Genomic DNA, 22,991 nt, shown 5'->3' on the forward strand with positions numbered 1-22,991 from the left:
AACAATCCGACGCATGGATGATTGGGGTTGGTCGGGGTGTCAGAACCCGGCGTGTCCGTGGAAGACCGGGACCGCAGCGCGCTGCTGTGCCTGCCGTTCGCGGGAGCAGGACCTTCGTTCTTCCACCCGTGGCGGGCGCTGTCCGCCGACCGATGGCGAGTGGTTCCCGTCGAACTCCCCGGCAGGGAGCGGCGGATCATGGAGACGCCGTACCGGAATGTCGTCGAAGCGGCCAAGGACTCGGTCGACGACATCGTCGCGGAACTCGGCGACGGGGCACCGACGGTGGTGTTCGGGCACAGCCTGGGTGCCGTGCTCGCGTACGAACTGGTGCATCTGCTGAGCGCGCGCGGTGTGCGTGTCGAGCGGCTGGTCGTCAGTGGTTCGCCGGGACCGTGGACACAGCGGGAGAGGCGGGCGACGGGGCTTCCCGACGAGGAATTCCTCGCCCGGGTCGAGGAGTTCGCGGGATTCAGGCACGAGGCTCTGGACCACCCGGAGATGCGTGAACTGATCCTCCCCGTGCTGCAGGCCGACTGCGAAATGCACGAGAACTACGTTCCGAGCACCGACGAACTGGTGTCGGTGCCGATCTGCTCGCTTCGGGGCCGTTCCGACGGACTGGTCACCGCCGCGGAGGCTCAGCAGTGGCGGGACGCGACCACGGGTGAATTCAGCTATGTGGAGTTCCCGGGCGATCACATGTACCTGGTCGACAGCGGCAGGGAAGTGCTGGATCTGATCGAGGCGGAATCCGCCCGCATCCGCCCGCATCCGCTGACGTCCTGACGCCCTGACGCCCTGACGTCCCGACGTCCCGCGCCGGACTCTCCCGGCGCAGGGCCGCTGGTACGGCACCACCTGTTCGACGAAGACGTTAAGGAGACGACGATCATGGCTCAGCCGATCGTTAGCCTGCTGGACCCCGAATTCCATGACGACCCCGTCGGCGCCTACGCGCGCCTGCGGGAGATGGCCCCGCTCGTACCCATCGGGTTTCCCGGTGGGCCGCCGGTCTGGCTGATCACGCGGAACGAAGACCTCAAGACGGCCTTGAGCGACCCGCGGCTCGTGGTGGACAACAGGAACGTGCCGGGCCACCACGGGCCAAGCCTCGCGGACCAGACCATCGCGGTTCTTGATGTGCCGGAGAAGTACCAGGACGACCTCCGGGACTACATGGCGGCCAACATGGGACTCGTGGACGGCAAGTATCACGCTCGGCTGCGCCGTCTGGTGACTCCCGCGTTCAGCGTCCGGCGCATGAAGGCACTGCGACCGCGGATCGAAGAGATTTCTGCCCGGCTCCTCGACGCCTTGGCCCGGAAGGGATCGGGCGACCTCATAGAGGAGTACTCCTCACCGTTGACCGGCACCGTCATCTGCGAACTCATCGGCATCGACGAGGCCGATCAGCCGCAGGTCCGCACATGGATGAACGACTACGCCGACCCCGATGCCGACACCCTGACGAGCCTGTGGAACCTGGCCGAGTACATCAAGGGGCTCATCGACCGGCGCCGGGCCGAGCCCGCGGACGACATGATCTCCGTCCTGGTGCAGAAGGGCGACGAGGACGGTGACCGGCTCACCGAGGCCGAGATCGTCTCGGTGGTGCTCGTCGTCGTGAACAACGGGCACCATTCCACGGCTCACTTCATTCCGAACGCGATCCTCAAACTCCTGGAGAACCCCGATCAGCTGGCCCTGCTGCGTGCCAGGCCGGACGCTCTGGCGCACGCCATGCACGAGTTGATGCGGGTCGCGAATCCCGTCCCGACCGCCGGACCGCGGTACGCGACCGAGGACATGGAGTTCGCCGGGGTCCCGATCTGCAAGGGCGATGCCCTGACGGGCTCCCTGCAGTCCGCCAATCACGACCCGCGCGTCTTCTCCGAGCCCGAAGGATGCGATGTGGAACGCGTACTGCGGCGCGGGCAGAGCCACGCCGCTTTCGGTGCGGGCCCGCACTACTGCCTCGGCGCCGCACTCGCCCACCTCGAAGGCGAGATAGCCCTCGACCACCTGATGATTCAGCGCGACACCCTGGAAATCGCCGGCCGCCTGACGTACCACGAGCCCTTCCCCGGTGCCGGCGCCCAGGCGCTCTCCACATTCCCCGTGCGCTTGTGAGAGCCAGGGCCGGACACTTCGGAAGGCGATCGTGATGAGCGAGACGTACCGCGCGACCAAAGACATCGCCGGCGATCTCGTCGGGGCGCTCCCGGCGGGCGGCGGAGCGGTGCTGCGCATGGAGGATCTGCACCCCGGCGTCGCGGATCCCGTGATGGACACGATGAACTTCCTCAACGAAGTCACCCTGAACTACCCGCAGGCCATCTCCTTCGGTCCGGGCAGGCCGCACGAGGACTTCTTCGACACCGAGCAGATCTTCGCCCATCTGCGCCGCTTTCTGGACCACTTGGCCGCCCAGGGGCGCTCACCGGCCCAGGTGCGCAGCGCGATGTTCCAGTACGGGCCGTCCGCCGGGCTGATCCGCGAGCTCATCGCCGATTCGCTCCGCGTGGACGAGGGCATCGACGTACCGGCGGAGTCGATCGTGGTCACGGTGGGCTGCCAGGAGGCGATGTTCCTGGCGCTGCGCGCGCTGATGTCCGGCCCCGACGACGTACTGCTGGTCTCCAGCCCCTGCTACGTGGGGATCACCGGCGCGGCGCGGCTCCTGGACGCCGAGGTGGCCGCCGTCGAGGAGCGGGCGGGCGGCCTGTCGTGCGCCGACGTGGAGGCCGCGGTCCTGGCCGAACGCCTGCGAGGGCGCAGGCCCCGCGCGCTGTACGTGATCCCCGACCATTCCAACCCGTCCGGCGTCACGATGCCGCTGGAGACCAGGCACGAACTGCTGGCACTTGCCGACCGGTTCGACCTGTACATCCTTGAGGACAGCCCGTACCGACTGGTCAGCCCCGGCGCACAGGTGCCCACGCTGAAGTCGCTCGACCGGGGCCGGCGAGTGATCCACCTGGGCTCGTACGCCAAGTCGCTCTTCCCGGGGGCGCGCGTGGGCTATGCCGTCGCCGACCAGACGGTGTTGAGGACGGACGGGACCACAGGGCTGCTCGCCGACGAGCTCGCCAAGATCAAGAGCATGATCACCGTGAACACCTCGCCGCTGAGCCAGGCGGCCGTGGCGGGTGCCCTGCTGGCCTCCGGCGGCCGTGTCGCCGAGCTGAACGAGGAGGCGGCCGCCCACTATGGGGAGACCATGCAGGTCGCCCTGCGGGGCCTGGAACGTGAGTTCCCCGCCGCGCGCAGGTCCCGGCTCGGCGTGAGCTGGAACGCGCCCAGCGGGGGTTTCTTCCTGACACTGCAGGTCGCCTTCCGCGCCGACGACGCCGCGCTCGGCCGATCCGCCCAGGACTTCGGGGTCATCTGGACGCCGATGTCCTACTTCCATCCGGACGGCGGGGGTGATCACACCATCCGGCTGTCGACCAGCTACCTGACCCACGCGGACGTGGAGGAGGGACTCCGACGGCTGGCCGATTTCATCGAGTCCGAGGTCGCCGCGGCCCAGCGCCGTGGCTGCTGAGCCCGGTCAAGTGTGCACCCCTGGAGGTGGCGTGTGGATATCCAGTTGATTGATCACATCGAGCTTTTCGTTGATGACGCCGAGGAGGCGGCCCTCGGGCTGCGCGACCAGTTCGGCTTCGCGGTCGCCGGTCGCGGTGGCGCCCGTACGGGTCTGCGCGGATGCGAGTCGGTGCTGTTGCGCCAGCACAACATCACCCTGCTGGTGACCTCGGCCACCAGCCCCGATCACCGTGCCGCCGAATACGTCGAGCGGCACGGCCAGGGCGTCGGCGTGATCGGCCTGCGTGTCGACGACGCTCAGGCCGCGTTCGCCGAAGCTCTCGAGCGGGGGGCCCTTCCCGTCGCCCCGCCCGAGAGCTTCGGCCCCGAAGGAGCCGAGGTCGTCTTCGCCTCGGTGAGCGGGTTCGGCGACGTGGAGCACCGCTTCGTCTCCCGCGGCCGGCCCGACGGCCCGTTCGCCCCGCTGATCGAGGAGACCGACTGGGACCGTTCCGGCGAGGGACTGTTCACGGAGATCGACCACCTCGCGGTGTGCGTGCCCGCGGGCACGCTCAAGGAGACGGTGCACGCCTACGAGGAGATATTCGGCCTCCGCCAGACCTTCGAGGAGCAGATCGTCGTCGGGTCCCAGGCCATGGACTCCAAGGTCGTCCAGAACGGATCCGGACGGCTGACCCTGACCATCATCGAGCCGGACGTCACCCGTGCCCCGGGTCAGATCGACAGGTTCATCGAGGCCCACGACGGCGCCGGCGTCCAGCACATCGCCTTCCTCACCGAGGACATCCTGACCGCCGTGCCCAAGAGCGCCGAGCGGGGCGTGCGTTTCCTGACCACACCGCGGAGCTACTACGAGGCGCTGGGATCACGGCTGGGCCCGATCGGTGTCCCCGTGGAGGCGCTGCGCGAGCTCAACGTCCTGGCCGACCGCGACCCGGCAGGGGTCATGCTGCAGATCTTCACCGAGTCGCGGCACACGAGGGGCACCCTCTTCTACGAGCTGATCGACCGCCGGGGTGCCAGCACGTTCGGCAGCAACAACATCAAGGCCCTCTACGAAGCCGTGGACCGCCAGCAGACGAGCATCCCGACCGGCCAGGCCTGAGACCTGCCCCGCACCGGCGACGGTCCCGCGTCGCCCCCCACCTCCGCAGGATGACCACAGAGGAGCAGACCCAGTGATTCCGCTTTCTTTCGCACAGCGCCGCATGTGGCTGACGCACCAAATGGAGGGCGGCGCGGAGACCTACAACATCTCCCCGGCGTTCCGGTTGACCGGGGCACTGGATCAGGCTGCCCTCACCGCCGCGATCCGTGACCTGGTCGAGCGGCACGAGCCGCTGCGCACCCTGTACGTGACGGACGACCAGGGCGAGCCCTTCCAGCGGATCCTGTCGCCCGCGGAGGCCTCGGTGCAGGTGCCGGTGGTCGACATACCCGCCGGCGAACTGCGGGGCGCCGTCGATGAGTTCATCGCCCACCGGTTCGACCTGGCGGCCGAGATGCCCTTCAGGGCGACCCTCTTCCGCTGCGGCCCCCAGGACCACGTCCTGGTCCTGGTCATCCACCACATCGCCTCGGACGGTGCCTCGGTGGCGCCGCTGGTGCGGGACATGTCCGCGGGGTACGCCGCGCGCCTGGAGGGCAGGGCACCTCAGTGGGAGCCGCTGCCCGTGCAGTACAAGGACTACGCGCTGTGGCAGCGCGAGCTGCTCGGCGATGTGACGGACCCGGGCAGCCTGGCCGCGGCGCAGGCCGAGTACTGGCGCGAGGAACTGGCCGGAGTTCCGCAGCCGTTGAACCTGCCGCTCGACCGCCCGCGGTCCGCGCAGCGCAGTTCACAGGGAGACAAGGTCACCTTCGTCGCGGAATCAGAGGTGGGGACGGGGCTGCAGAAGCTGGCCGACGAGCGCGGGATGACCGTGTCGATGGTCATGGAAGCCGCGCTGGGCGTGCTGCTCGGCAAGCTGGGCGGCGGCGACGACGTGACCATCGGAAGCCCGATCGCCGGGCGCACCGACGAAGCGCTGGCCGATCTGGTCGGGTTCTTCGTCAACACCCGGGTGCTGCGGGTGGACCTCTCCGATGACCCCACGTTCGACGACCTCCTCACGCAGGTACGGGAAAAGACGCTGGCGGCCTACGAGCGCCAGGACGTGCCGTTCGAGACACTGGTCGAGTTGATCAACCCGGACCGCACCACGGCGTACCAGCCGCTGTTCCAGGTGATGCTCGCCTGGCACAACTGGGAGCGGGGGGAGTTCGAACTTCCCGGGCTCGACGTGGAGTTCGAGCAGCACGTCACGTCGACGGCCATGTTCGACCTGTTCTTCAACATGGCCGTGGACGACTCGGGCGGCCTGCGCTGCGACCTCCAGTACGCCACCCAGCTGTTCGACCGCGACACGGTCGAGGCCATCGCCGCCCGGTTCGTGCGTGTGCTGGAGCAGGTGGCCTCCGACCCGACGGCCCCGGTCAGCGCCGTCGAGGTGCTTTCGCCGGGAGAGCGCGACTGGCTGGTCCGAGGCGTCAACGACACCGGACGGCCGGTGGACCCCGGCACACTGCCGGATGCGTTCGAGGCCCAGGTGGAGCGCACCCCGGACCGGGTCGCGCTGATCGGCGAGCAGGAGAGGCTGACGTACGGGGAGTTCAACCGGCGTGCCAACCAGCTGGCACATTGGCTGGTGGAACAGGGCGCCGGACCCGAGCGGCTGGTGGCGGTGCGCGTACCGCGTTCGGTGGACCTGATGGTGGCGCTGTACGCCGTGGCCAAGGCGGGTGCGGCCTATCTGCCGATCGACACCGACCTGCCCGAGGACCGGGTGCGGCAGGTGGTGCGGAGCGCGGATCCGCTGCTGGTGCTCGACGAGACGCTCCCGGACGTGTCCGGATACCCGCAGGACAACCCGCGGCGCGAGCTGTCGCCGGACAACGCCGCCTACGTCATCTTCACCTCCGGATCCACCGGCGGCCCCAAGGGCGTGCAGGTCTCACACCGGTCGATCATGAACCGGCTGGCATGGGGTCTCGCGCACTTCGAGGTGGGTACCGAGGACCGGGTGCTGCTGAGCACATCGGCGAGTTTCGACGTGTCGGTGCCGGAACTGTTCGCGCCCTTGCAGGTGGGTGCGGCTGTGGTCATCTCGCGTCCGGACGCCCGCAAGGATCCCGCCCATCTGGCCGACCTGATCCGGCAGGAGCGGGTGACCGGCGCCGACTTCGTGCCCTCGCTGCTGGAGGTGTTCGTCGCCGAGCCGGCGGCGAAGGAGTGCACCAGCCTGCGGTGGATCGAGGTCGCGGGTGAGGCGTTCCCGCCGGCACTCGCCAAGAAGGTCGCCGACGTGCTGCCCGGCTGCGGCGTGCACAACCTGTACGGCCCCACCGAGGCGTCGGTGGAGGTCACGGCGTGGCAGCACGTGCCGGACGCGGACCGGGTCCCGATCGGCGCACCGGTGTGGAACACCCAGGTGTACGTGCTGGACACGGCGCTGCGTCCGGTCGCGCCGGGCGTCGCCGGCGAGCTGTACCTGGCCGGTGCCGGGCTCGCCAGGGGCTACCTGGGACAGAGTGAGCTGACCGCGCACCGGTTCGTCGCCTGTCCCTTCGGGGCGCCCGGCACCCGCATGTACCGCACCGGGGATGTCGTGCGGTGGAACAAGGACAGCCAGGTCGAGTACATCGGACGGGCGGACTTCCAGGTGAAGGTCCGGGGTTTCCGCATCGAACTGGGCGAGATCGAGAACGCGCTGGCCGGGCACCCCCAAGTGGCACAGGCCGCGGTCCTGGTGCGCGAGAACCAGCAGGGCGACAAGCGCCTCGTCGGGTACGTGGTGCCCGATCCGGACACCGCGGTGGCGGAGACCGGCGATCAGCTGGATGAGTGGCGCCAGGTCTACGACGAGACGTACGCCGAGTCCAGCGACACGGAACTGGGTGAGGACTTCGAGCTGTGGAGGTCGGTGTACGACGGCGAGCCGGTCCCGCGTGAGCAGATGGAGGAGTGGCGGGACGAGGCGGTGGCCCAGGTGCTGCGGTTCGCGCCGCGGCGTGTCCTTGAGATCGGCGTGGGTTCCGGTCTGCTGCTCGCGAAGATCGTCGACGCGGTCGACGAGTACTGGGGCACCGACATCTCCGCCACGGTCGTGGACCGGCTCCGGGCCCAGGCCGAGCAGGCCGGCCATGGCGACCGGGTCCGGCTCAGCGCGCAGGGGGCCGAGGACGTCTCGGGGCTGCCCCAGGGCGTATTCGACACCGTCCTGCTCAACTCGGTGGCGCAGTACTTCCCCGATGCCGAGTACCTGGACCAGGTGCTGCGCCAGGCCGTGGACCTCCTCGCGCCGGGCGGCCGCGTCATCGTCGGTGACGTCCGCAACGCCACCACCCTCCGGCTGATGACGACCGCCGTGCAGCGTGCGGCGCACCCCCACGCCTCGCGTGACGAACTGCGCGCGCTGGTCGAGCAGGCGCTGCTCGCCGAGCGGGAGTTGGTGGTGTCCCCGGAGTGGTTCACCCAGTGGGCGGCGGGCCGTTCCCTCGCGGTCGACATCCGGTTGAAGCCGGGGCAGGCGCACAACGAACTGACCCGGCACCGCTACGAGGTCGTCCTGCACAAGCAGCCGGCCGACGTGCTCGACCTGTCCGGTGTGCCCGCGGTGCCGTGGGGCCGTGAGGTGTCCGATCTGGCCGGTCTGGAAGACCGCGTCAACCGGGCAGGCGGCGCTGTCCGCGTGACCGGGATACCCAACGCACGCCTGACGGACGAGGCGGCCAGGGCGACCTCCACCGGTGTCCTGACCCCGGCCGCCCTCCCCGGCAGGCCACTTGACCCGGAAGACCTTGCCGCGTGGGCACGGCGGCTGGGCCGCGGCGCGATCCTCACCTGGTCGGGCCAGGCCGTCCACGCCTTTGACGCGATTCTCCTGCCCGAGCGGGAGACGGGGCAGCGGACCGTCTCCGGAGGATTCGTTCCCGGCGAGGAGACGGGGCGGGCCCTGGTGAACGCCCCCGCGCTGGCCACGGCGATCGGTCCGCTCCTGGCTGAGCTGCCCGAGTATCTGCGAGGGCGTCTGCCGGACTACATGGTCCCGGCCGTGGTCGTTCCGCTCTCGGAACTTCCGCTGAACACGGCCGGCAAGCTCGACCGGCGAGCGCTGCCGTCGGACCGTGCGACCACCGCGCGAGGCGGAGGGCCCCGCAACTCCCACGAGGAGAAGATCTGTTCCTTCTTCTGCGAGCTGCTCGGCCTGGAGCGGGTCGGTGTCGAGGACGACTTCTTCGCGCTCGGCGGGCACTCGCTGCTGGCCACCCGGCTCAGCGCCAAGATCCGCAAGCAGTTCGACCTCGACATGCCTCTGCGGACGGTCGTCCAGTTCCCCACGGTGGCCGAGCTGGCCGCGCTGGTGGTCACCGGTGTCGCGCCCGGCGACCACGCCGACTCGTTCGAGGTCGTGCTGCCGCTGAACAGGGACCCCGGAACGGGGAAGGCGCCGGTGTGGTTCTTCCACGGAGGAGGCGGCCTCGGCTGGGCCCACTTCAGCTTCGCCCCCTATCTGGACCGGCCGGCCTACTGCCTGCAGGCCCGCGGCTCCAACGGCACGGAGCCGGTGGCGGAGTCGGTGGAGGAGATGATCGACGACTATCTCGCCCAGATACTCAAGGTTCAGCCGGAAGGTCCCTTCAACCTGGTCGGCTGGTCCTTCGGCGGCCCGTTGGCCCAAGCCATCGCGGATGTGCTGGACCGGCGCGGCCACGAGATCGCTCTGGTGGCCGTCCTGGACTCCCAACCGGCCTGTGAAGGCAGCGGGTTCAGGCTGCCGGAAGTGGCCAGCAGGTCGGAGGAGGGGTACCGACAGGACGTCGAGGAAGTCTTCGGCCAGTTCATGAACACCAAGAACATGAACTCCTTCCTCGAAAGCATGTCGAGGGTGGGTTCCAACAACCTGAAAAAGATGGCCCTGTTCCAGACGCCGGTCTACCGCGGTGATCTGCTGTTCTTCCACGCGACGCAGGACAAGGACAAGTCGTACGGGCCTGACTGGCGGCCGTTCATCCTCGGTTCGATCGAGGAGCACGACGTGGACGCCACACACCACGACCTGCACATGCCGAAATCCGCGGAACACATCATGAAGGTCATCGCCACCAAGCTGGCGGACTGACGAGGGCAGGCCATCGGTTGAGCTGCGCCGGAACCCTTCCGGCGTGGGGCCCCTGTACGGCACCACCACGAACACCATGGAGGACGGGCGATGAGACTCACGCTCGGCGATTTCGAGAGATCGGCCAGGTCCCGACTCGCCCCCGCCGTCTGGGACTTCTTCGAGGGCGGCGCGGGCGAGGAACGGACGCTCGCGGCCAATGCCGGGGCGTTCGACCGGCTGTGGCTGCGGCCGCGGGTCCTGCGCGGCGCCGTTCGTCCCGAGACGGCGATCACGGTCCTGGGCCGCTCTTGGGACGCGCCGGTGGCGGTCGCGCCGCTGGGTTACCACACGCTGGCCCACCCGCTGGGCGAGCTGGCCACCGTGCGCGGGACGGCGGCGGCCGCCCGTGTGCCGGTCGTGATCAGCACCTTCGCCGGGCGCACCATCGAGGAACTCGCCACCGCCGGCGGCGGCCCGCTCTGGCTCCAGGTCTACTGCCTGCGTGACCGGGCGATGACACGGCGCCTTGTCGAGCGTGCGGAGGGCGCGGGTTTCGAGGCGCTCGTCCTCACCGTCGACACGCCCCACATGGGCCGCAGGCTGAGGGACCTGCGCAACGGCTTCCGGCTTCCCGCGGGAATCGTCCCGGCCAACCTCGAGGGGCACGACTTCACGGTGCCCGCCGCGCACGCCAGAGCCGAGTTCGCTCCTCTCGACTGGTCGGTGGTGGAGTGGCTGCGCTCGATCAGTCCGCTGCCGGTCCTGCTCAAGGGGATCCTCACCGACGCCGATGCGGCGCGTGCCGTCGAGGCCGGGGCGGACGGCATCATCGTGTCCAACCACGGCGGGAGGCAGCTGGACGGTGTTCCCGCGACTCTCGATGTCCTGCCGGAGATAGTGACGGCGGTGGACGGGCATGTTCCCGTCCTGCTCGACGGGGGAGTGCGCCGTGGCCGGGACGTGCTCGCCGCGCTCGCGCTCGGCGCCGACGCGGTGCTTGTCGGCCGCCCGATCCTGCACGGCCTCGCCGTCGACGGAGCCCAGGGGGTGACGGATGTGCTGAACATCCTGCTCGGTGAACTGACCGACGCCATGGGGCTCGCAGGCCTCCACGAGCTCGCCGACATCGGCCCCGAACTCGTCCGGCCCGCATCCGGCGCCGATGAGTGGGGCTCTCACCACCGGGCCCGCGAGGTGCTGCGGCGCTAGTGCCCTGCGCCGGAGATCTGCGACTTCTCATCTTCTCATCCACCGACAGCCGACAGCCGACAGCCGACAGCCGACAGAGCCGACAGCACCACCGCGCCCTCGGGCGGGTTGGAACACAGGCCCACCACGGCGTCTGTCTCGACCTGGCCGACGCTGATGGTGGGCGGCCGGCCGCCGGGGCTCGTCGACGGAGACCGGACAGATGTACGCGGAGTGGGCTCCGGGGTGATCCCGGGGCCCACTCCGCGCCGACGGACGGTCAGGTGTGCCAGTCACGACCGGGGGAGACGTGACGCGCGCCGGGCCGTCCGGGACCGGTGGCAGGTCAATCGTCGATTGCCTGATAGAGGGTGGTCCAGAAGTCGTGGATGGCCTGCGCCGAATCCGGGGTGGACATCCCGGTCTGGGTGAGCAGGATGCCGACGAGCTGGTTGTCCGGGTCGGCGTACGTCGAGGTGCCGGCTCCGCCGTCCCAGCCGAACTGGCCGACGGGCGCGAAGTCACCGCGGTAGGTGCGCACCGCCATCCCGAAGCCCCACCCGCCGTGCTGCCCCTGGCCGTGCGACAGATGGACGATGTCGCGGGCCCAGGCTTCTCGGGCGGCGAGTTGCCCGGGCGTGAGGCGGTTGGTGGTCATCAGCTCGACGGACTGCCGGGACAGGACTCGTCGGGTGCCGTGCATCCCGTGGTTCAGGAGCATCCGGAAGTAGGCGTGATAGTCGTCGACGGTCGAGTCCAGTCCGCCGCCGCCCGACGGGAACGCCGGGGGCCGGCTGTGGTGTCCCCCTTCGGCCTCGTCCGCCAACGTGAACTCTCCGGTCTGCGGGTCGGGGGCGTACAGCGGAGGGAGTCGGTCGATCTTGTCGGCGGGCACATGGAAACCGGTGTCCTTCATGCCCAAGGGATCGAGAACGCGTTCGCGCAGGAACGTCTCGAACGGCTGGCCGGCGGCCCTGGCGACGAGCACGCCGAGCACGTCATCGCTGATGTTGTACAGCCACCGCTCTCCGGGCTGGTACATCAGCGGGAGGGTGCCCAGGCGACGCATCCACTCGTCCGGCTCCACTGCGGGCAACAGCCATTCCTGCCCGTAGACCCCCTGCTTGAAAAACGCGCCCATCATCGGAGAGTGCGCCGCCGTCATGTCGAGGCCGAGTCCGAACGTGGAGGTGAGCAGGTCCCGCACGGTGATCGGACGCCGCGCCGGCACGGTGTCCTCCAGCGGTCCGTCCGGCCGCCGCAGGACACGCCGGTCGGCCAGCTCGGGCAGCAGGCCGTCCACCGGGTCGTCAAGGCGCAGCCGGCACTCGTCCAGCAGGACCATCGCCGCTGCCACCGCGACCGGCTTGGTCGTTGAGGCCATCCGGCAGATGGTGTCCCGGCTCATCGGGGAGCCGCCGTCAGGGCGCATCGTCCCGATCGTCTCGACGTGTGTCTCCTCGCCCCTGCTGACCAGGGCGACGAGCCCGGGGATCCTCTTGGACTCCACATGGCGCATCAGCACCTCGCGCAGGCGACGCAGCCCTGATGTGGATAATCCGTTACTGCCTGTTCCCATCGCGAATCTCCTTGCGTGCGGCGAGCGTTGGTGCTGTGGCGCTACCGGCCCGCCTGGTCTTCTCCGTCGTCCTCGTTCGCGGCTTGGGTGATGGCGTCGGTGAGCTGCTTGCGTGCGCGGTCGGGGACATAGCCGCCCTGTGAGTAGTTCTGGGCGAACGCGTCGACGAACTCCACCGGGTCTTCGCCGACGAGCTCGCGGATCGCGGTGGCGTCGGCAGCGGCCTGTTCGAAGAGGTCGGCGAGGTCGTCGAACATCGACGCGTTGCTGTCCGCGTCGGTGGGCACGAAGTGCATCAGGTACCGCTCGATCGCCTCGGCCGCCGCGCGATAGCTCTCGGGCAGGTCCTTCACGCGGGCCTTGTAGGCCCTCCAACGCTTCTTGGGCCCGATCACCTTGGCGATGAAGCCGCTCTTCTCGTCCTCGGGCATGCTCAGTTGCCTCCTTCGCGGAGCTGTCGCAGTCGTTCCGTGAGGAAGCTCCACGTCCCCCAGAACTCTTCGAGGTACTCCCGTCCCTGGGCGTTGAGGGAGTGCACCTTGCGCGGTGGTCCCTTCTCCGAGGCGACCTTCTCCACGTCGACCAGCCCGCGCTTCTCGAGCCTGATGAGCAGTGCGTAGATGGTCCCTTCGGCGATGTCGGAGAAACCCTGTTCCCGCAGCCGTGCCGTGATCTCGTAGCCGTACGCGGGCCGGTCCGACAAGGACGCGAGAACGATGCCCTCCAAGGTGCCCTTGAGCATCTCCGTCAGCAGCTTGGACATGGAACACCTCCCTCCCTGCGCTAGTAAGCGCTGTTGAGTACCGGTACACCGTAACACTGACTACCAGTACTTAGCAAGACAGACTAGGGAGGGCGCGGATCGGCACCGCTCGTGGAGATCGACGGGTATCGCAAACGGCCCCCAACTCGCCGGTGTCGAAAGGCGAGTTGAGGGCCGTGCGTCGGCGACGGAGGGTTTGGCGCCGCCAACGGAGGGTTTGGCGCCGCCAAGAAGCCGTGTCACATCTTCGCTGTGAGTTATCGAGGCTGGTCAGAGCAGGGGAGCATCCCGGAGTAGGGCTGGCTCGTTGTGCAGGCCATGGTGACCGAGACGGTTCAACGGTTCAGCGGCCGTGCGAGCCGCAGTGTGTATGCCGGTGCCCGTCCGATGCCGACGAGGAGCATGGCTGCGGGTGCTGGTGCCCGCGGCCTGCGGGCCGTGCCTGCGAGACGACGCCGAGCGTCTTCAGCACGGATGTCGCTGCTGACGTGAGTCGTGGGGAGGCAACGGAGATGGGTGCGGCTCGTTCTGAGGGACGGCTCGACCGAGCGGCGCAGGTCACTCACCCGTGCTTGCGGCCGGTAAACCCTGGCAGTAGGCGACGCCGCTGTACCGCGAATGTTGCAACCGGTAGTCAACCTCCTGATTGACGACCGTGAGGTCCTGCGCGGATAGATTTCCTGCGGCGTGGTCCCCTCGAGGAGGCGCCATACGGACTGAGGCCCGGGACTCCGGGACTCGTGCCGGCTGCAGGGCGCAATCAGGACCCGACGGGGGGACTCGCGCTGTGGCCCGCAGGAGAGGTATCAGCATGAGGAAGCGCATGAAGGTTGCCGCCTTCGCCCTGCTCGTCGGCGCTGCCACAGCTACGGGTGGCATCACCGCACCTGCGGCATTCGCCTCGGGCGAAGCCCCGGCTGCCGTGTCCGACAGTGGCGACATCCGCGCCGCGGGGTCGGGGAGCGCGGACAGGACTCTGTGGACCAGTAACCGTGCTGGTCAGATCAACATCCACTGGGACTGGAAGTCGAGCGCGGACGGCAAGAGCTACTACGGCAGCTTCTGGGGGAAGTTCTACGACCACAAGAAAGACGGGAAGTACGTGCTGCTCCAGGCCAAGTGGAAGGGCCAGGACTGGACAACCATCCGCACCGCTGCAAACGGCGAAGACTTCCGCGGCGACTACAGCAAGCTCAACGGCCTGAACTTCCGGGCATGTCTGCAAGGTGGCAACTGCGGCGCCCCCGCCTGGTGAACCCGACCAGGCGCACTGGGTGTTGAGGCAACTCGTCCGGGGTGTGGCTCCCTCCTAAGGAGCCACACCCAACGGAGATCGATCGGGTGCGGGCGAAGCTGAAAAGGAGGTGCGGGCGCTGTGGCCACGGCCTCGGATCACATGACAGGCCCGATCCTGAACGAGGTGTGCCGCACTATCCGCCGCAGGCATGCTTCGTGAAGCGGGGCTGTGCCCGCATCGTGTTCATCCCGGCCGACGAGTGGTGCAAGCCGGAGGTCAGGGACGCCCTGGTGCGTGGCTTCGCTGCTGCGTGAGCGACCTGGTCACAGAGGCGCAGGGGCGAGCCGAATGGTCCAGGGGTGCAGGCGGATTCGTAGCGGCGGGGCCGGTGGGGGTGGCGTAGGTTTGGGCTCGCGCCAGGCGGCCACGGGTTTGGTCAGGCGGCGGGTCATCAGGGCCATGACGGTCCAGGCCAGGTGTGCTTCGGCGTGTTGGGGCAGCGTTTCGTAGTCGCGGCAGTTGCGCCGGGATCTCATGATCCACGAAATGCTTCTCTCGACGACCCAGCGCTTGGGTAGCAAGACGAAGCCTTTGGTTTTGGGGCGGTTGACGGTTTTGAGGGTGAGGTTGAGGCGGTTCTTGGCCCAGGTGACGAGCGTGCCGCCGTATGCGGAGTCGGCCCAGACCAGGGTGACTTCGGGGTGCGCGAGTCGGAGTCGGAAGAGGAAGTCGCGGGCGGCGTGGGCATCATGAACGTTGGCGAGGGTGACCATCATCATCACCGGCAGGCCGCGTGTGTCCACGGCTAGGTGGCGCTTCCTGCCGGTCGCTTTTTTCCCCGCGTCATAGCCGGTCGTCGACTTCGAGACGGTGGCATCGGCCTTGATGGTCTGGGAGTCGACCACCACGGTCACCGACCTCGGATTCTTGCCCTCTCTCAGTAGATGTGACACGGCTTCTAACAGAGGGTTTGGCGCCGCCAACGGAGGGCTTGGCGCCGCTAGTGGAGCCGCCACCCACGGTTGTGCAGGGTCGTCACCAGTACCTCGCGCAGATCCCGGGTGACGCTGAGCTGGGCACGGCCGGTCGGCCGGCCCGCCGAGTGCTCCAGGTGTACGTCCTCGACGTTGACGCCGGCGCTGGAGGCGTCGGTGAAGAGCCGGGCCAGTTCGCCCGGCTGGTCGCCGATCACGACCGTCACCGTCTCGTACTGCTCCGGAACGGTGCCGTGCTTGGCGGGGATCCGGGCCCGTCCCGCCTGTCCGCGGCGCAGCAGGTCCTCGACGATGCGCGCGCCGTTGCTGCGCTTGTCGTCGTCGGTTGCCCCCATGGCCCGCAGGCCCATGACGGCGTCGTCCAGGCCTTCCGACAGCTCTTCGAGCAGGTCGGCCACCACCAGCGCGTTGGCATCGAGGATGTCCACCCACAGGCCCGGGTCCGCGGCCGCGATACGGGTGAGGTCGCGCACGCCCGAGCCCGCGAGGCTCACCATGCGTTCATCGGCCGGTTCCAGGAGGGAGGCGACCAGGCTCGCCACCAGGTGCGGGGCGTGCGAGACAAGGCCGACCGCGCGGTCGTGGGCCGCCGCCTCCATCAACACGGGCACGGCCCCGCACACCGCCACGAGTTGGAGTGCGGCGTTCAGGGTGTCGGTGTCGGTCTCGCCCGTGGGCGTGAGGACCCAGTTGCACCCGTCGAAGAGGTCCGCCCGGGCGGCGAGCGGCCCGCTGCGCTCGCTGCCCGCCATCGGGTGGCCGCCGACGTAGCGTGCGTTGTCGCAGGCGAGAGCGATGGCGTCCTGCTGCGGCCTGGCCTTGACGCTGGCGACGTCGGTGTAGTGCCGCGCCACGTCTTCGGCCTGCAGGCGTACGAGGACATCGGCCACCAGCGCCGGCGGGACGGCCACGACGGCCAGATCCACCCTCTTCGGCGGTTCTTCCACGGAGCCGGCGCCGAGGGAGGACGCGATCTTGGCCGAGACGGGATCCGAGTCCCTCAGGTACACGCCGACCCCGTGGGCCTTGAGGGCCAGCGCGACCGAGGTTCCTATCAAACCGGTGCCGACCACCAGGACATCTTTCATCGAGACCATTTCCACTCCTGGGTCGGCAACGGAGCGGATGCTGTGGACGCACCCGGGCGTTGCTCAACGTTCCGATGGTGCCTGCCAGCGGATGGTGCCCGCTGGTGGAACCCACTTCCTGAGCGAGTGCTGTCCGGGGTCCTCCGGACCGGCCGTCAGCCGTCCTGCAGAAGCGGCTGGGGCGCAGTCGCCTCGATGAGGCTGAAGCTCGACTCCCCGACGGGCAGCACCCTGGTGCGGACGAGGCCCGCAGCGGCGAACAGCTTGTCGAACCACGACAGCGTGCGCTCCCGGCCGCCGAGGAGCACCAGCATGCCGAGGTCGCTCCAGCGCGCCGGATGGGGTTCGGTGGCTTCGGGCACGAGGAGTTCGCACACCAGTATCCGGCCGCCGGGGGACAGCGCCCTGAGGCTGGCGCGCAGGATGGCGGTGGCCTTCTCGTCGTCCCAGTCGTGCAGCACGCTGCCCAGCACGTGCACGTCCGCGCCCTTGGGGAGCTCGTCGAAGAAATCGCCGGTCACCAGCGTGCACCGGTCCCGGACCGGGGCGAGCGGGGTGTCGTGCGCCGCCAGGTCGATCACTGAGCGGCGATCGAACAGCACGCCGTTCAGGTGTGGTTGGGCCTGCAGGATCGCAGAGATCACCGTGCCCGTGCCACCTCCGATGTCCATGACCGTGTGCGCCTCGTCCCACACCGGCAGTTCGGCCAGGCCGCCGTACAGGCGCTTGGCCCGCTCCTTCATGCGAGTGTTGAAGGCGGCCTCGGTCGTGGGCTTCCTGTCCTGGTCCACGAAGAAGGTCTCGCCGTGGGCCGCCGGGAGCGGCTGCCTGTCCGCCGCGGCGTCGGCCGCCCGCAGCCAGGCCCGGTACGAGTCCAGGTTGGACAGGGTGGCCCGCATCGACACGGCTGAGTCGGCCTTGAGCACCGCGCCCAACTCCGTGGGGGTGAAACGCCCACGATGATTCCGGGCGAAGAAGCCCGCACCGGTGAGGGCGTTCAACAGGCTCATGAGCGGCTCCGCCGCGAAGCCGACGGTGTCCGCGAGTTCCTCAGGCGTCGACCCGTCCGGCGCGCAGGCGTCGGCCACACCAAGCCGCGCGGCTATGGCCAGCGCGTAGGGAAGCACCGTGACGATGCTATCGTCCGCCATCAGCAGGAATTCGCGCACGACCGGATCGGGCACGCCGCGCACCAGCTTTTCCAATTCAGTCAGCGTACTCGCCCCACTCGTAGTCGATGCCTGACGGGTTGCGAAATCAGATGCGCTGTCCGCTGGCAGAGATGTGCAATTCGGGTTCATGGAATCATTTCCGTCCTGATGTGCCACGCATACGAGGATTCCAGAAGACGGCTGCAAATCACAGATTCACATCCAGATTTGGGCCCCTGCCCGCCCGTTCGACTGTCAGGGTGGACGTGGATGCCGTTCGACATTCCGTGAAGTAATGGACGTACGGCCGGGACACGCTCTATGGTCGGCCGCGACGAGGTATCCGCTGAATACCGGCGGACGTGGGCGTCCGCACCGCTGTCCTGTCGACGGGACAGCGGAAAGGTCCCGGCAGGGTAAGCCGCGCCTTCGTGCGCGCCGGAGTCACTGTCCATCAAATTATCGAGGTTGCCGAACGCCTAATGCTCGCTCTCCCGCTGGTCGGCGGTTTCGCCGTCATGGCCGCGCCGGGCATATAACCCGTTCCGCAAGGCATGCAGTACCCGAAACACCTGAAAAGGAGCTGACGCATGAACCCACTCGGCGATGGTGTTCTGGAGAAGGCAGCGGCGGAGTACGCCGAGCAGGGCTTCTCCATCATCCGCAACGTCGTTTCGAAGGAACTCCTGGAAGAGGTGAACGCCCATGTCGACTGGCTCACCCGCAAGTACCCGGACCTTCGTCCCGAGCACTTCCACCACCCGCTGATACGCAACGACGCCTTCTGGGCCCGCCTGGTCTCGGACTCCCGTCTGGTGGACATAGCGGAGTTCTTCCTCGGCCCGGATCTGGCGTCCTTCACCGCCCACTACATCTGCAAGCCCGCGTACGACGGACAGCCCGTGCTGTGGCACCAGGACGGGGCGTACTGGCCGCTGAGCCCCATGGAGGCGCTCACGGTGTGGCTGGCCGTCGACGAGTCCACCACGGAGAACGGCTGCCTGCAGATGATCCCGGGCAGCCACGCGCTGCCGCTGCACCAGCCGTCGTCCCGCACGGACACGGACAACATGCTGTTCTCCTCCTCCGACGAGAACCTGGTGCGGGAGTGGGTCGAGGAACGCGGCATCGTGCACATCGAGCTCCAGCCGGGGGATGTCTCGATCCATCACCCCAACCTGCTGCACTGCTCGGACCCGAACACCTCCGCCAAGCGGCGGTGCGGTCTCGACATGGGCTACATCTCGACGAGCACGCGGACGCACGGCAACGGGGTCTACATCGACCCGCTGCTGGTACGCGGCAGCGACACCAAGGGCCTCAACAGCTACCGCCCCTTCCCCACTTACCAGGAGGGCGAGACCATTCCGTTCGCCGGCCAGGACGAGTGGGACGAAAAGGCGGCCAAGCTCAACGCGGCACTGCCGGTGCGTTCCCAGGACCTCTCCGAGAGCCCGATCGAGACGACACGGCACATGATCGACCGGCTGCGCGCGGGCACCACGACCCGCTGAGCACAGCGGGAGCTCAGCAGCATCGGCCGATGGCCCACCGTGGTACCCGCGGTGGGCCATCGGCCGTCGGCCTCCCTTCGCGGAGCGGCCGACCAGTCCTCGCCGGGCCGGGCGTTCGAGGAGCAGCAGGCCCACGTCCTTCGCCTTCGCCTTCGCTGACCAAGCGCCACAGGTCCTCAGGTTCTCAGGTCCTTAGGGGCACGGACGTCTCCTGGGCAGCGGCAGGCCATGCTCACGACGGCGATCGGTTCGTCCGCGTCGGCAAGGAGCGTGAACCGGGGGTGACGCTGCCGGACTCCTCGGAACCCGGCAGTTCGGTCTGTAGACGGCGGGCGACGGCGGGCGACGGCGGTGGGGGGCCGGGTGGTTGAAGAGCAGCGTCTACGGGAGCTTCAGTCCCGTAAGGGCAGTCCCGTAAGGGCACTGCGTGAGGGCGCTCAGACGGTCGCGCAGGGTGTGGCCGTGAGGAATCCGCGGCCGATCGACTCGTGAAAGCGGTCGTCACTGCGACTTTCCGGGCTCGCTCAGGACCCGGTCTCCCGGGCGGGGCGCCGGGCGCCGCAAGCCGCGCACCGCTTCAGCACCAGGAGGTCAGCAGCTTCAGCAGTTCCTCCGGGGCCTTCAGGAAATCGTGGTGTCCGCCGTCGACGACGCGGAACTCGACCGAGTCCGCGTACTGACGCCAGCCCTGGAGCTGTTCGAGACTCATCGCGGGGTCGTCCCGCCAGTGCAGTACGACGATGGGGCATCCCACCGCGACGGGCTCCGTCCGCCGGTACTCACTCGCGGCGGCGAGGTCACGCAGCAGCACGGCCAGGCCCACATCGGTCATGTCCGGCCGCGGTTCGATGCCCCGGCCGCGGACGACAGATTCCAGCTCGGCGCGCAGTTCGGATTCGGTCATGGTGAGCATCCGGTCGCGCGAGGCGTCGTGCGGTGCCGGCTGGCCCGACACGAAGAGGCAGTCCGGCTGGCGCAGGCCCCGTTCGGCGAGCCGAACCGCGGTCTCGTACGCGGGAAGTGCGCCCGCGCAGTGCCCGAAGAACGCGAACGGCTGGTCGGAACGCGGCACAAGCTGTTCCACCAGGCTGGCGGCGAGGTTGTCGTAGGTGCCGTAGTGGGGCGCGGCCAGCCGGTTCTCGCGGCCGGGGAACTGCACCGGGCTGACCTCGACGTCGTCGATGGCGGTCGGCCAGGCGCTGAAGGCCGAAGCTCCGGACCCTGAGTAGGGGAAGCAGAAGAGTTGTGCGCGGTGATCGCCGGACTGCGGCCGGACGAACCACGGCGACGTGGCGGTGGCGGTGCCGGATGTCATGGCGTCCTTCGTTTCTGGGCGACGATGGGGAGGTGGGTCATCCCGGCGATGAAGTACGACCGCAGGTGCCGCGGTTCGCCGGCGAGGTCGATGGAGCCGAACCGCTGGAGCAGCTCCTCGAAGAAGACGCGCAGGGTCAGCCGGGTCAGCGGCGCCCCGATGCGGAAGTGCGCTCCGAACCTGAACGCCACCTGGCGTTTCGCGCCACTGCGCGTGATGTCGAACTGGTGGGGGTCGGTGAACTGGGCCTCGTCGCGGTTGGCCGAGCCGATCCAGGCGACGACCGCCCCGCGGGCCGGAATGGTGCCTCCGGCGATCTCGACGTCGTCGACGGCGTACCGCATGAAGTTGCAGGCGGCCGATGTCCAGCGAAGGCCCTCCTCGACGAGGTTCGGGATCAGGCTCGGGTCGGCCTGTGCCTTGGCGAACTGCTCGGGCCGCTCGATGAGCGCCTGCACGGTGCCGGAAACGGTGTGCGGCGTCGTCACATTGGCGCCCAGGAGAATGCTGTAGCCGTCGAGCGCGATCTCCTCGTCGGTCAGCGGCGCGCCTCCCGGGCGGACGCTCATGAGGTGACGGAGCAGGCTGTCGTCCTCGTGCTCGTCCGCCCGCCGCGACCCGGCACCAGGCGTCAACCTCACGCCACTGCCCTTCCCCTCTCGATGAGCTCGGCGACCCGGGCCGGAGTCTGGGCCAGGTAGAAGTCGCGCACGGACAGCTCGACGCCGTAGTCCTGGGCCACTCGGTCGATGATCTTGATTCCGATCAGCGAGTTGCCGCCGAGCGCGAAGAAGTCATCGTCCGCCCCGACTTCACCGGAGTCGAGGTACTCCTCCCACAGTGCCGAGACCTCCCGCACCAGTGGCTCGGGCGCACCCGAAGGCGCGCCCTGTCCCTCCGAAGCCTCGTCCTGCCCCTCTCGCTCCTTGACCTGCGGCGACGATTCCATAGCCAGCCTTTTCCTTCCTGCGCCGAATGGGAGTGCCCTGCCCACACCATCACGGCCGCTGAGCGCCTTTTCCGTTGCCTCGTCGGCGAGATGGATCCTTTGAATGGCTGAAAGGAGTCCGGGGGATTTCTCCTGGTGAATTGTTCACACCCGGGGGCCATCGCGAAGCCAAGATATTTGGCCGGGAAGCTCCGCACAAGAGATGACAGTGCCCGAACGCCCCGCGGAGCGCCAGTGTCCCGGCAACAGGACAGGAACTCGCGCTCTTCCCCGTCCGGTTGCCGGGCACCGGGCGACTCTGTCGCGCCTGTGGTACGTGTCTGTCGCGCCTGTGGTACGTGCGGATCGGCGCGAATTGCACCATCCGCTCAAGGAGTACTCGAAGAATGCTCAAGGCCGACTAAGGGCAGCTGCGCGCAGCGGAGCCGACGCGTCCCGGAACAGTTACGGTGACGGACGGAAATGACCTGCTCGGCAGCTTACCTGGCATGTCGAAAAATTTGACTGTTGAAGGGGAGGGACTTCCTTGCTCAAGTCACAAAGGCTCGCGGTGCTGCCCATCGACCTGTACGACCTGGATTCCGAGTTCTCCGTCGTTGACGGCCATGAGTACGGAGGCGAATACGACGCCTTCACCTTCGGGTCGTGGTCATCCCACGTGCTGGCCAACGGCAGCGGCGCGGATTCCGACACCTCCTTCCGCCCCCACGACGGCCGTATGGCCCTCACCGAACTGGGCAAGCAGTTGCCGGGCATCATGTCCCTGGTGACCGAGCACTTTCCCCTGGACCGGTTGCAGTGGGTGCGCATCTTCCGAGCCGAGGACGCGATCCTCGCCCCGCATGTGGACTTTCTCGAATGGGCCGAACCCGGCACCAGGCTGCAGATTCCGCTGCGCACCAGCGAGGAAAACCTCCATTCCGAGAACGACACCGTCTATCACCTCCGCCGCGGTGAGGTCTGGAAGATACACACGACCGATCCTCATTCGACACGCAGCTCCGCCGAGACGGCCCGGTTGTCCCTCTGCCTCGACTTTTCGGGCGCCGATGAGCCCATCGCGATCCGCAAGGAAGTACCCGCGACCGAGCCCATCCGCATCATCGAACGGCCCGAAGCGTCCGAAGCGGAACTCAAGGAACTCCTCGGCGTCGGCAGCGGCTTCTCCCCGGAGTCCATGCGGTCAGAGTTCCGTCGATTCGTCGAGTTCCACTTCGAGCGGCGCTCGCATGCGGCCACGACGTACGACTGGTACGAGGAGGCGGCGCGGCTCACCGGGAGCGCCGACATGGCCGTGAAAGCGCGTGCGTTCGGCACCTACTGCATCCAGAAGCGGGCCGACGGGGAGGTCTTCCTCTGGTGAGAGGTCTGGTTGCCGTCGGCCACCGGGGCGAGGGTCCTGCGGACCCGGCGAACCGGCCGGCGCGGCGGTCCGGCCGGGACTCTGAGCGACCCCGTTGGCCAACCGCCCGCCAGGCTCGGTGAGTTGCACGCGTGCGGTGCCGTGAAGAGAGGCC

At 68.5% G+C, this 22,991-nt stretch carries 18 protein-coding genes; 9 read left to right on the forward strand and 9 right to left on the reverse strand.

Features of this window, described 5'->3' with window-relative positions:
- Positions 1 to 57 precede the first annotated feature (57 nt).
- From ACFVXC_RS37925 to ACFVXC_RS37950, 6 genes are all read left to right on the forward strand, one after another.
- Positions 58 to 789: a thioesterase II family protein gene (locus ACFVXC_RS37925; RefSeq protein WP_389915385.1), complete on the forward strand. Its 732-nt coding sequence runs from the start codon at positions 58 to 60 to the stop codon at positions 787 to 789.
- Positions 790 to 894: 105 nt separating this feature from the next.
- The gene (locus ACFVXC_RS37930; protein ID WP_389915306.1) at positions 895 to 2,133 is read left to right on the forward strand and encodes a cytochrome P450; all 1,239 of its coding nucleotides are present in this window, start codon (positions 895 to 897) and stop codon (positions 2,131 to 2,133) included.
- Between the two features lie 34 nt (positions 2,134 to 2,167).
- Complete coding sequence (locus ACFVXC_RS37935; RefSeq protein ID WP_389915309.1) at positions 2,168 to 3,550, forward strand: PLP-dependent aminotransferase family protein; 1,383 nt, start codon at positions 2,168 to 2,170, stop codon at positions 3,548 to 3,550.
- Between the two features lie 33 nt (positions 3,551 to 3,583).
- Positions 3,584 to 4,657 carry a 4-hydroxyphenylpyruvate dioxygenase gene (gene hppD / locus ACFVXC_RS37940; protein WP_389915312.1) on the forward strand — a complete coding sequence of 358 codons (1,074 nt, stop codon included), beginning with the start codon at positions 3,584 to 3,586 and terminating at the stop codon, positions 4,655 to 4,657.
- 73 nt (positions 4,658 to 4,730) lie between these two features.
- A complete protein-coding gene (locus ACFVXC_RS37945) occupies positions 4,731 to 9,713 on the forward strand; it encodes an amino acid adenylation domain-containing protein (RefSeq protein ID WP_389915315.1) in 4,983 nt (1,660 codons plus the stop codon).
- A 90-nt stretch (positions 9,714 to 9,803) separates the two neighbouring features.
- A complete protein-coding gene (locus ACFVXC_RS37950) occupies positions 9,804 to 10,904 on the forward strand; it encodes an alpha-hydroxy acid oxidase (RefSeq protein ID WP_389915317.1) in 1,101 nt (366 codons plus the stop codon).
- Between the two features lie 325 nt (positions 10,905 to 11,229).
- On the opposite strand, the gene ACFVXC_RS37955 is transcribed toward ACFVXC_RS37950, so the two are convergent.
- The 3 genes from ACFVXC_RS37955 to ACFVXC_RS37965 are packed head-to-tail and all read right to left on the reverse strand — an operon-like array spanning position 11,230 to position 13,225.
- Positions 11,230 to 12,462: a serine hydrolase domain-containing protein gene (locus ACFVXC_RS37955; RefSeq protein WP_389915320.1), complete on the reverse strand. Its 1,233-nt coding sequence runs from the start codon at positions 12,460 to 12,462 to the stop codon at positions 11,230 to 11,232.
- A 41-nt stretch (positions 12,463 to 12,503) separates the two neighbouring features.
- Positions 12,504 to 12,893 carry a DUF1048 domain-containing protein gene (locus ACFVXC_RS37960; protein ID WP_389915323.1) on the reverse strand — a complete coding sequence of 130 codons (390 nt, stop codon included), beginning with the start codon at positions 12,891 to 12,893 and terminating at the stop codon, positions 12,504 to 12,506.
- A gap of 2 nt (positions 12,894 to 12,895) precedes the next feature.
- Positions 12,896 to 13,225, reverse strand: a complete 330-nt coding sequence (locus ACFVXC_RS37965; RefSeq protein WP_389915326.1) for a PadR family transcriptional regulator — start codon at positions 13,223 to 13,225, stop codon at positions 12,896 to 12,898.
- Between the two features lie 811 nt (positions 13,226 to 14,036).
- Here ACFVXC_RS37965 and ACFVXC_RS37970 point away from each other — a divergent pair.
- The gene (locus ACFVXC_RS37970; RefSeq protein ID WP_389915329.1) at positions 14,037 to 14,480 is read left to right on the forward strand and encodes a hypothetical protein; all 444 of its coding nucleotides are present in this window, start codon (positions 14,037 to 14,039) and stop codon (positions 14,478 to 14,480) included.
- Between the two features lie 305 nt (positions 14,481 to 14,785).
- On the opposite strand, the gene ACFVXC_RS37975 is transcribed toward ACFVXC_RS37970, so the two are convergent.
- The 3 genes from ACFVXC_RS37975 to ACFVXC_RS37985 all read right to left on the reverse strand — a co-directional run bounded on the left by ACFVXC_RS37975 (position 14,786) and on the right by ACFVXC_RS37985 (position 17,873).
- On the reverse strand, positions 14,786 to 15,376 hold the full coding sequence (locus ACFVXC_RS37975; RefSeq protein ID WP_389915332.1) for a transposase: 591 nt from the start codon (positions 15,374 to 15,376) through the stop codon (positions 14,786 to 14,788).
- A gap of 86 nt (positions 15,377 to 15,462) precedes the next feature.
- Positions 15,463 to 16,545 (reverse strand): prephenate dehydrogenase, encoded by a 1,083-nt coding sequence (locus ACFVXC_RS37980; protein WP_389915388.1) that lies wholly within the window; start codon positions 16,543 to 16,545, stop codon positions 15,463 to 15,465.
- Positions 16,546 to 16,700: 155 nt separating this feature from the next.
- Positions 16,701 to 17,873 (reverse strand): methyltransferase, encoded by a 1,173-nt coding sequence (locus ACFVXC_RS37985; protein ID WP_389915335.1) that lies wholly within the window; start codon positions 17,871 to 17,873, stop codon positions 16,701 to 16,703.
- 413 nt (positions 17,874 to 18,286) lie between these two features.
- Here ACFVXC_RS37985 and ACFVXC_RS37990 point away from each other — a divergent pair, with 413 nt between their 5' ends.
- Positions 18,287 to 19,210: a phytanoyl-CoA dioxygenase family protein gene (locus tag ACFVXC_RS37990; protein ID WP_389915337.1), complete on the forward strand. Its 924-nt coding sequence runs from the start codon at positions 18,287 to 18,289 to the stop codon at positions 19,208 to 19,210.
- Positions 19,211 to 19,787: 577 nt separating this feature from the next.
- On the opposite strand, the gene ACFVXC_RS37995 is transcribed toward ACFVXC_RS37990, so the two are convergent.
- From ACFVXC_RS37995 to ACFVXC_RS38005, 3 genes are read right to left on the reverse strand one after another with little or no spacing between them, the layout of a single operon-like run.
- Positions 19,788 to 20,525, reverse strand: coding sequence for a thioesterase II family protein (locus ACFVXC_RS37995; protein WP_389915340.1), 738 nt, complete (start codon positions 20,523 to 20,525; stop codon positions 19,788 to 19,790).
- On the reverse strand, positions 20,522 to 21,166 hold the full coding sequence (locus ACFVXC_RS38000) for a cytochrome P450 (protein ID WP_389915343.1): 645 nt from the start codon (positions 21,164 to 21,166) through the stop codon (positions 20,522 to 20,524). Before ACFVXC_RS38000 ends, ACFVXC_RS37995 begins: the two co-directional genes overlap by 4 nt.
- Positions 21,163 to 21,474, reverse strand: a complete 312-nt coding sequence (locus ACFVXC_RS38005; protein ID WP_389915345.1) for a phosphopantetheine-binding protein — start codon at positions 21,472 to 21,474, stop codon at positions 21,163 to 21,165. The genes ACFVXC_RS38000 and ACFVXC_RS38005 overlap by 4 nt, the downstream gene beginning before the upstream one ends.
- Before the next feature lie 526 nt (positions 21,475 to 22,000).
- Between ACFVXC_RS38005 and ACFVXC_RS38010 the strand changes: the two genes are divergently transcribed.
- Entirely contained in the window at positions 22,001 to 22,837 is an 837-nt protein-coding gene (locus tag ACFVXC_RS38010; protein WP_389915348.1) for a putative nonproteinogenic amino acid hydroxylase, read from the forward strand.
- The last annotated feature ends 154 nt before the right edge of the window (positions 22,838 to 22,991 follow it).

Origin of the sequence: Streptomyces sp. NPDC058257 (assembly GCF_042881845.1) — a bacterium.
GTDB lineage: Bacteria > Actinomycetota > Actinomycetes > Streptomycetales > Streptomycetaceae > Streptomyces.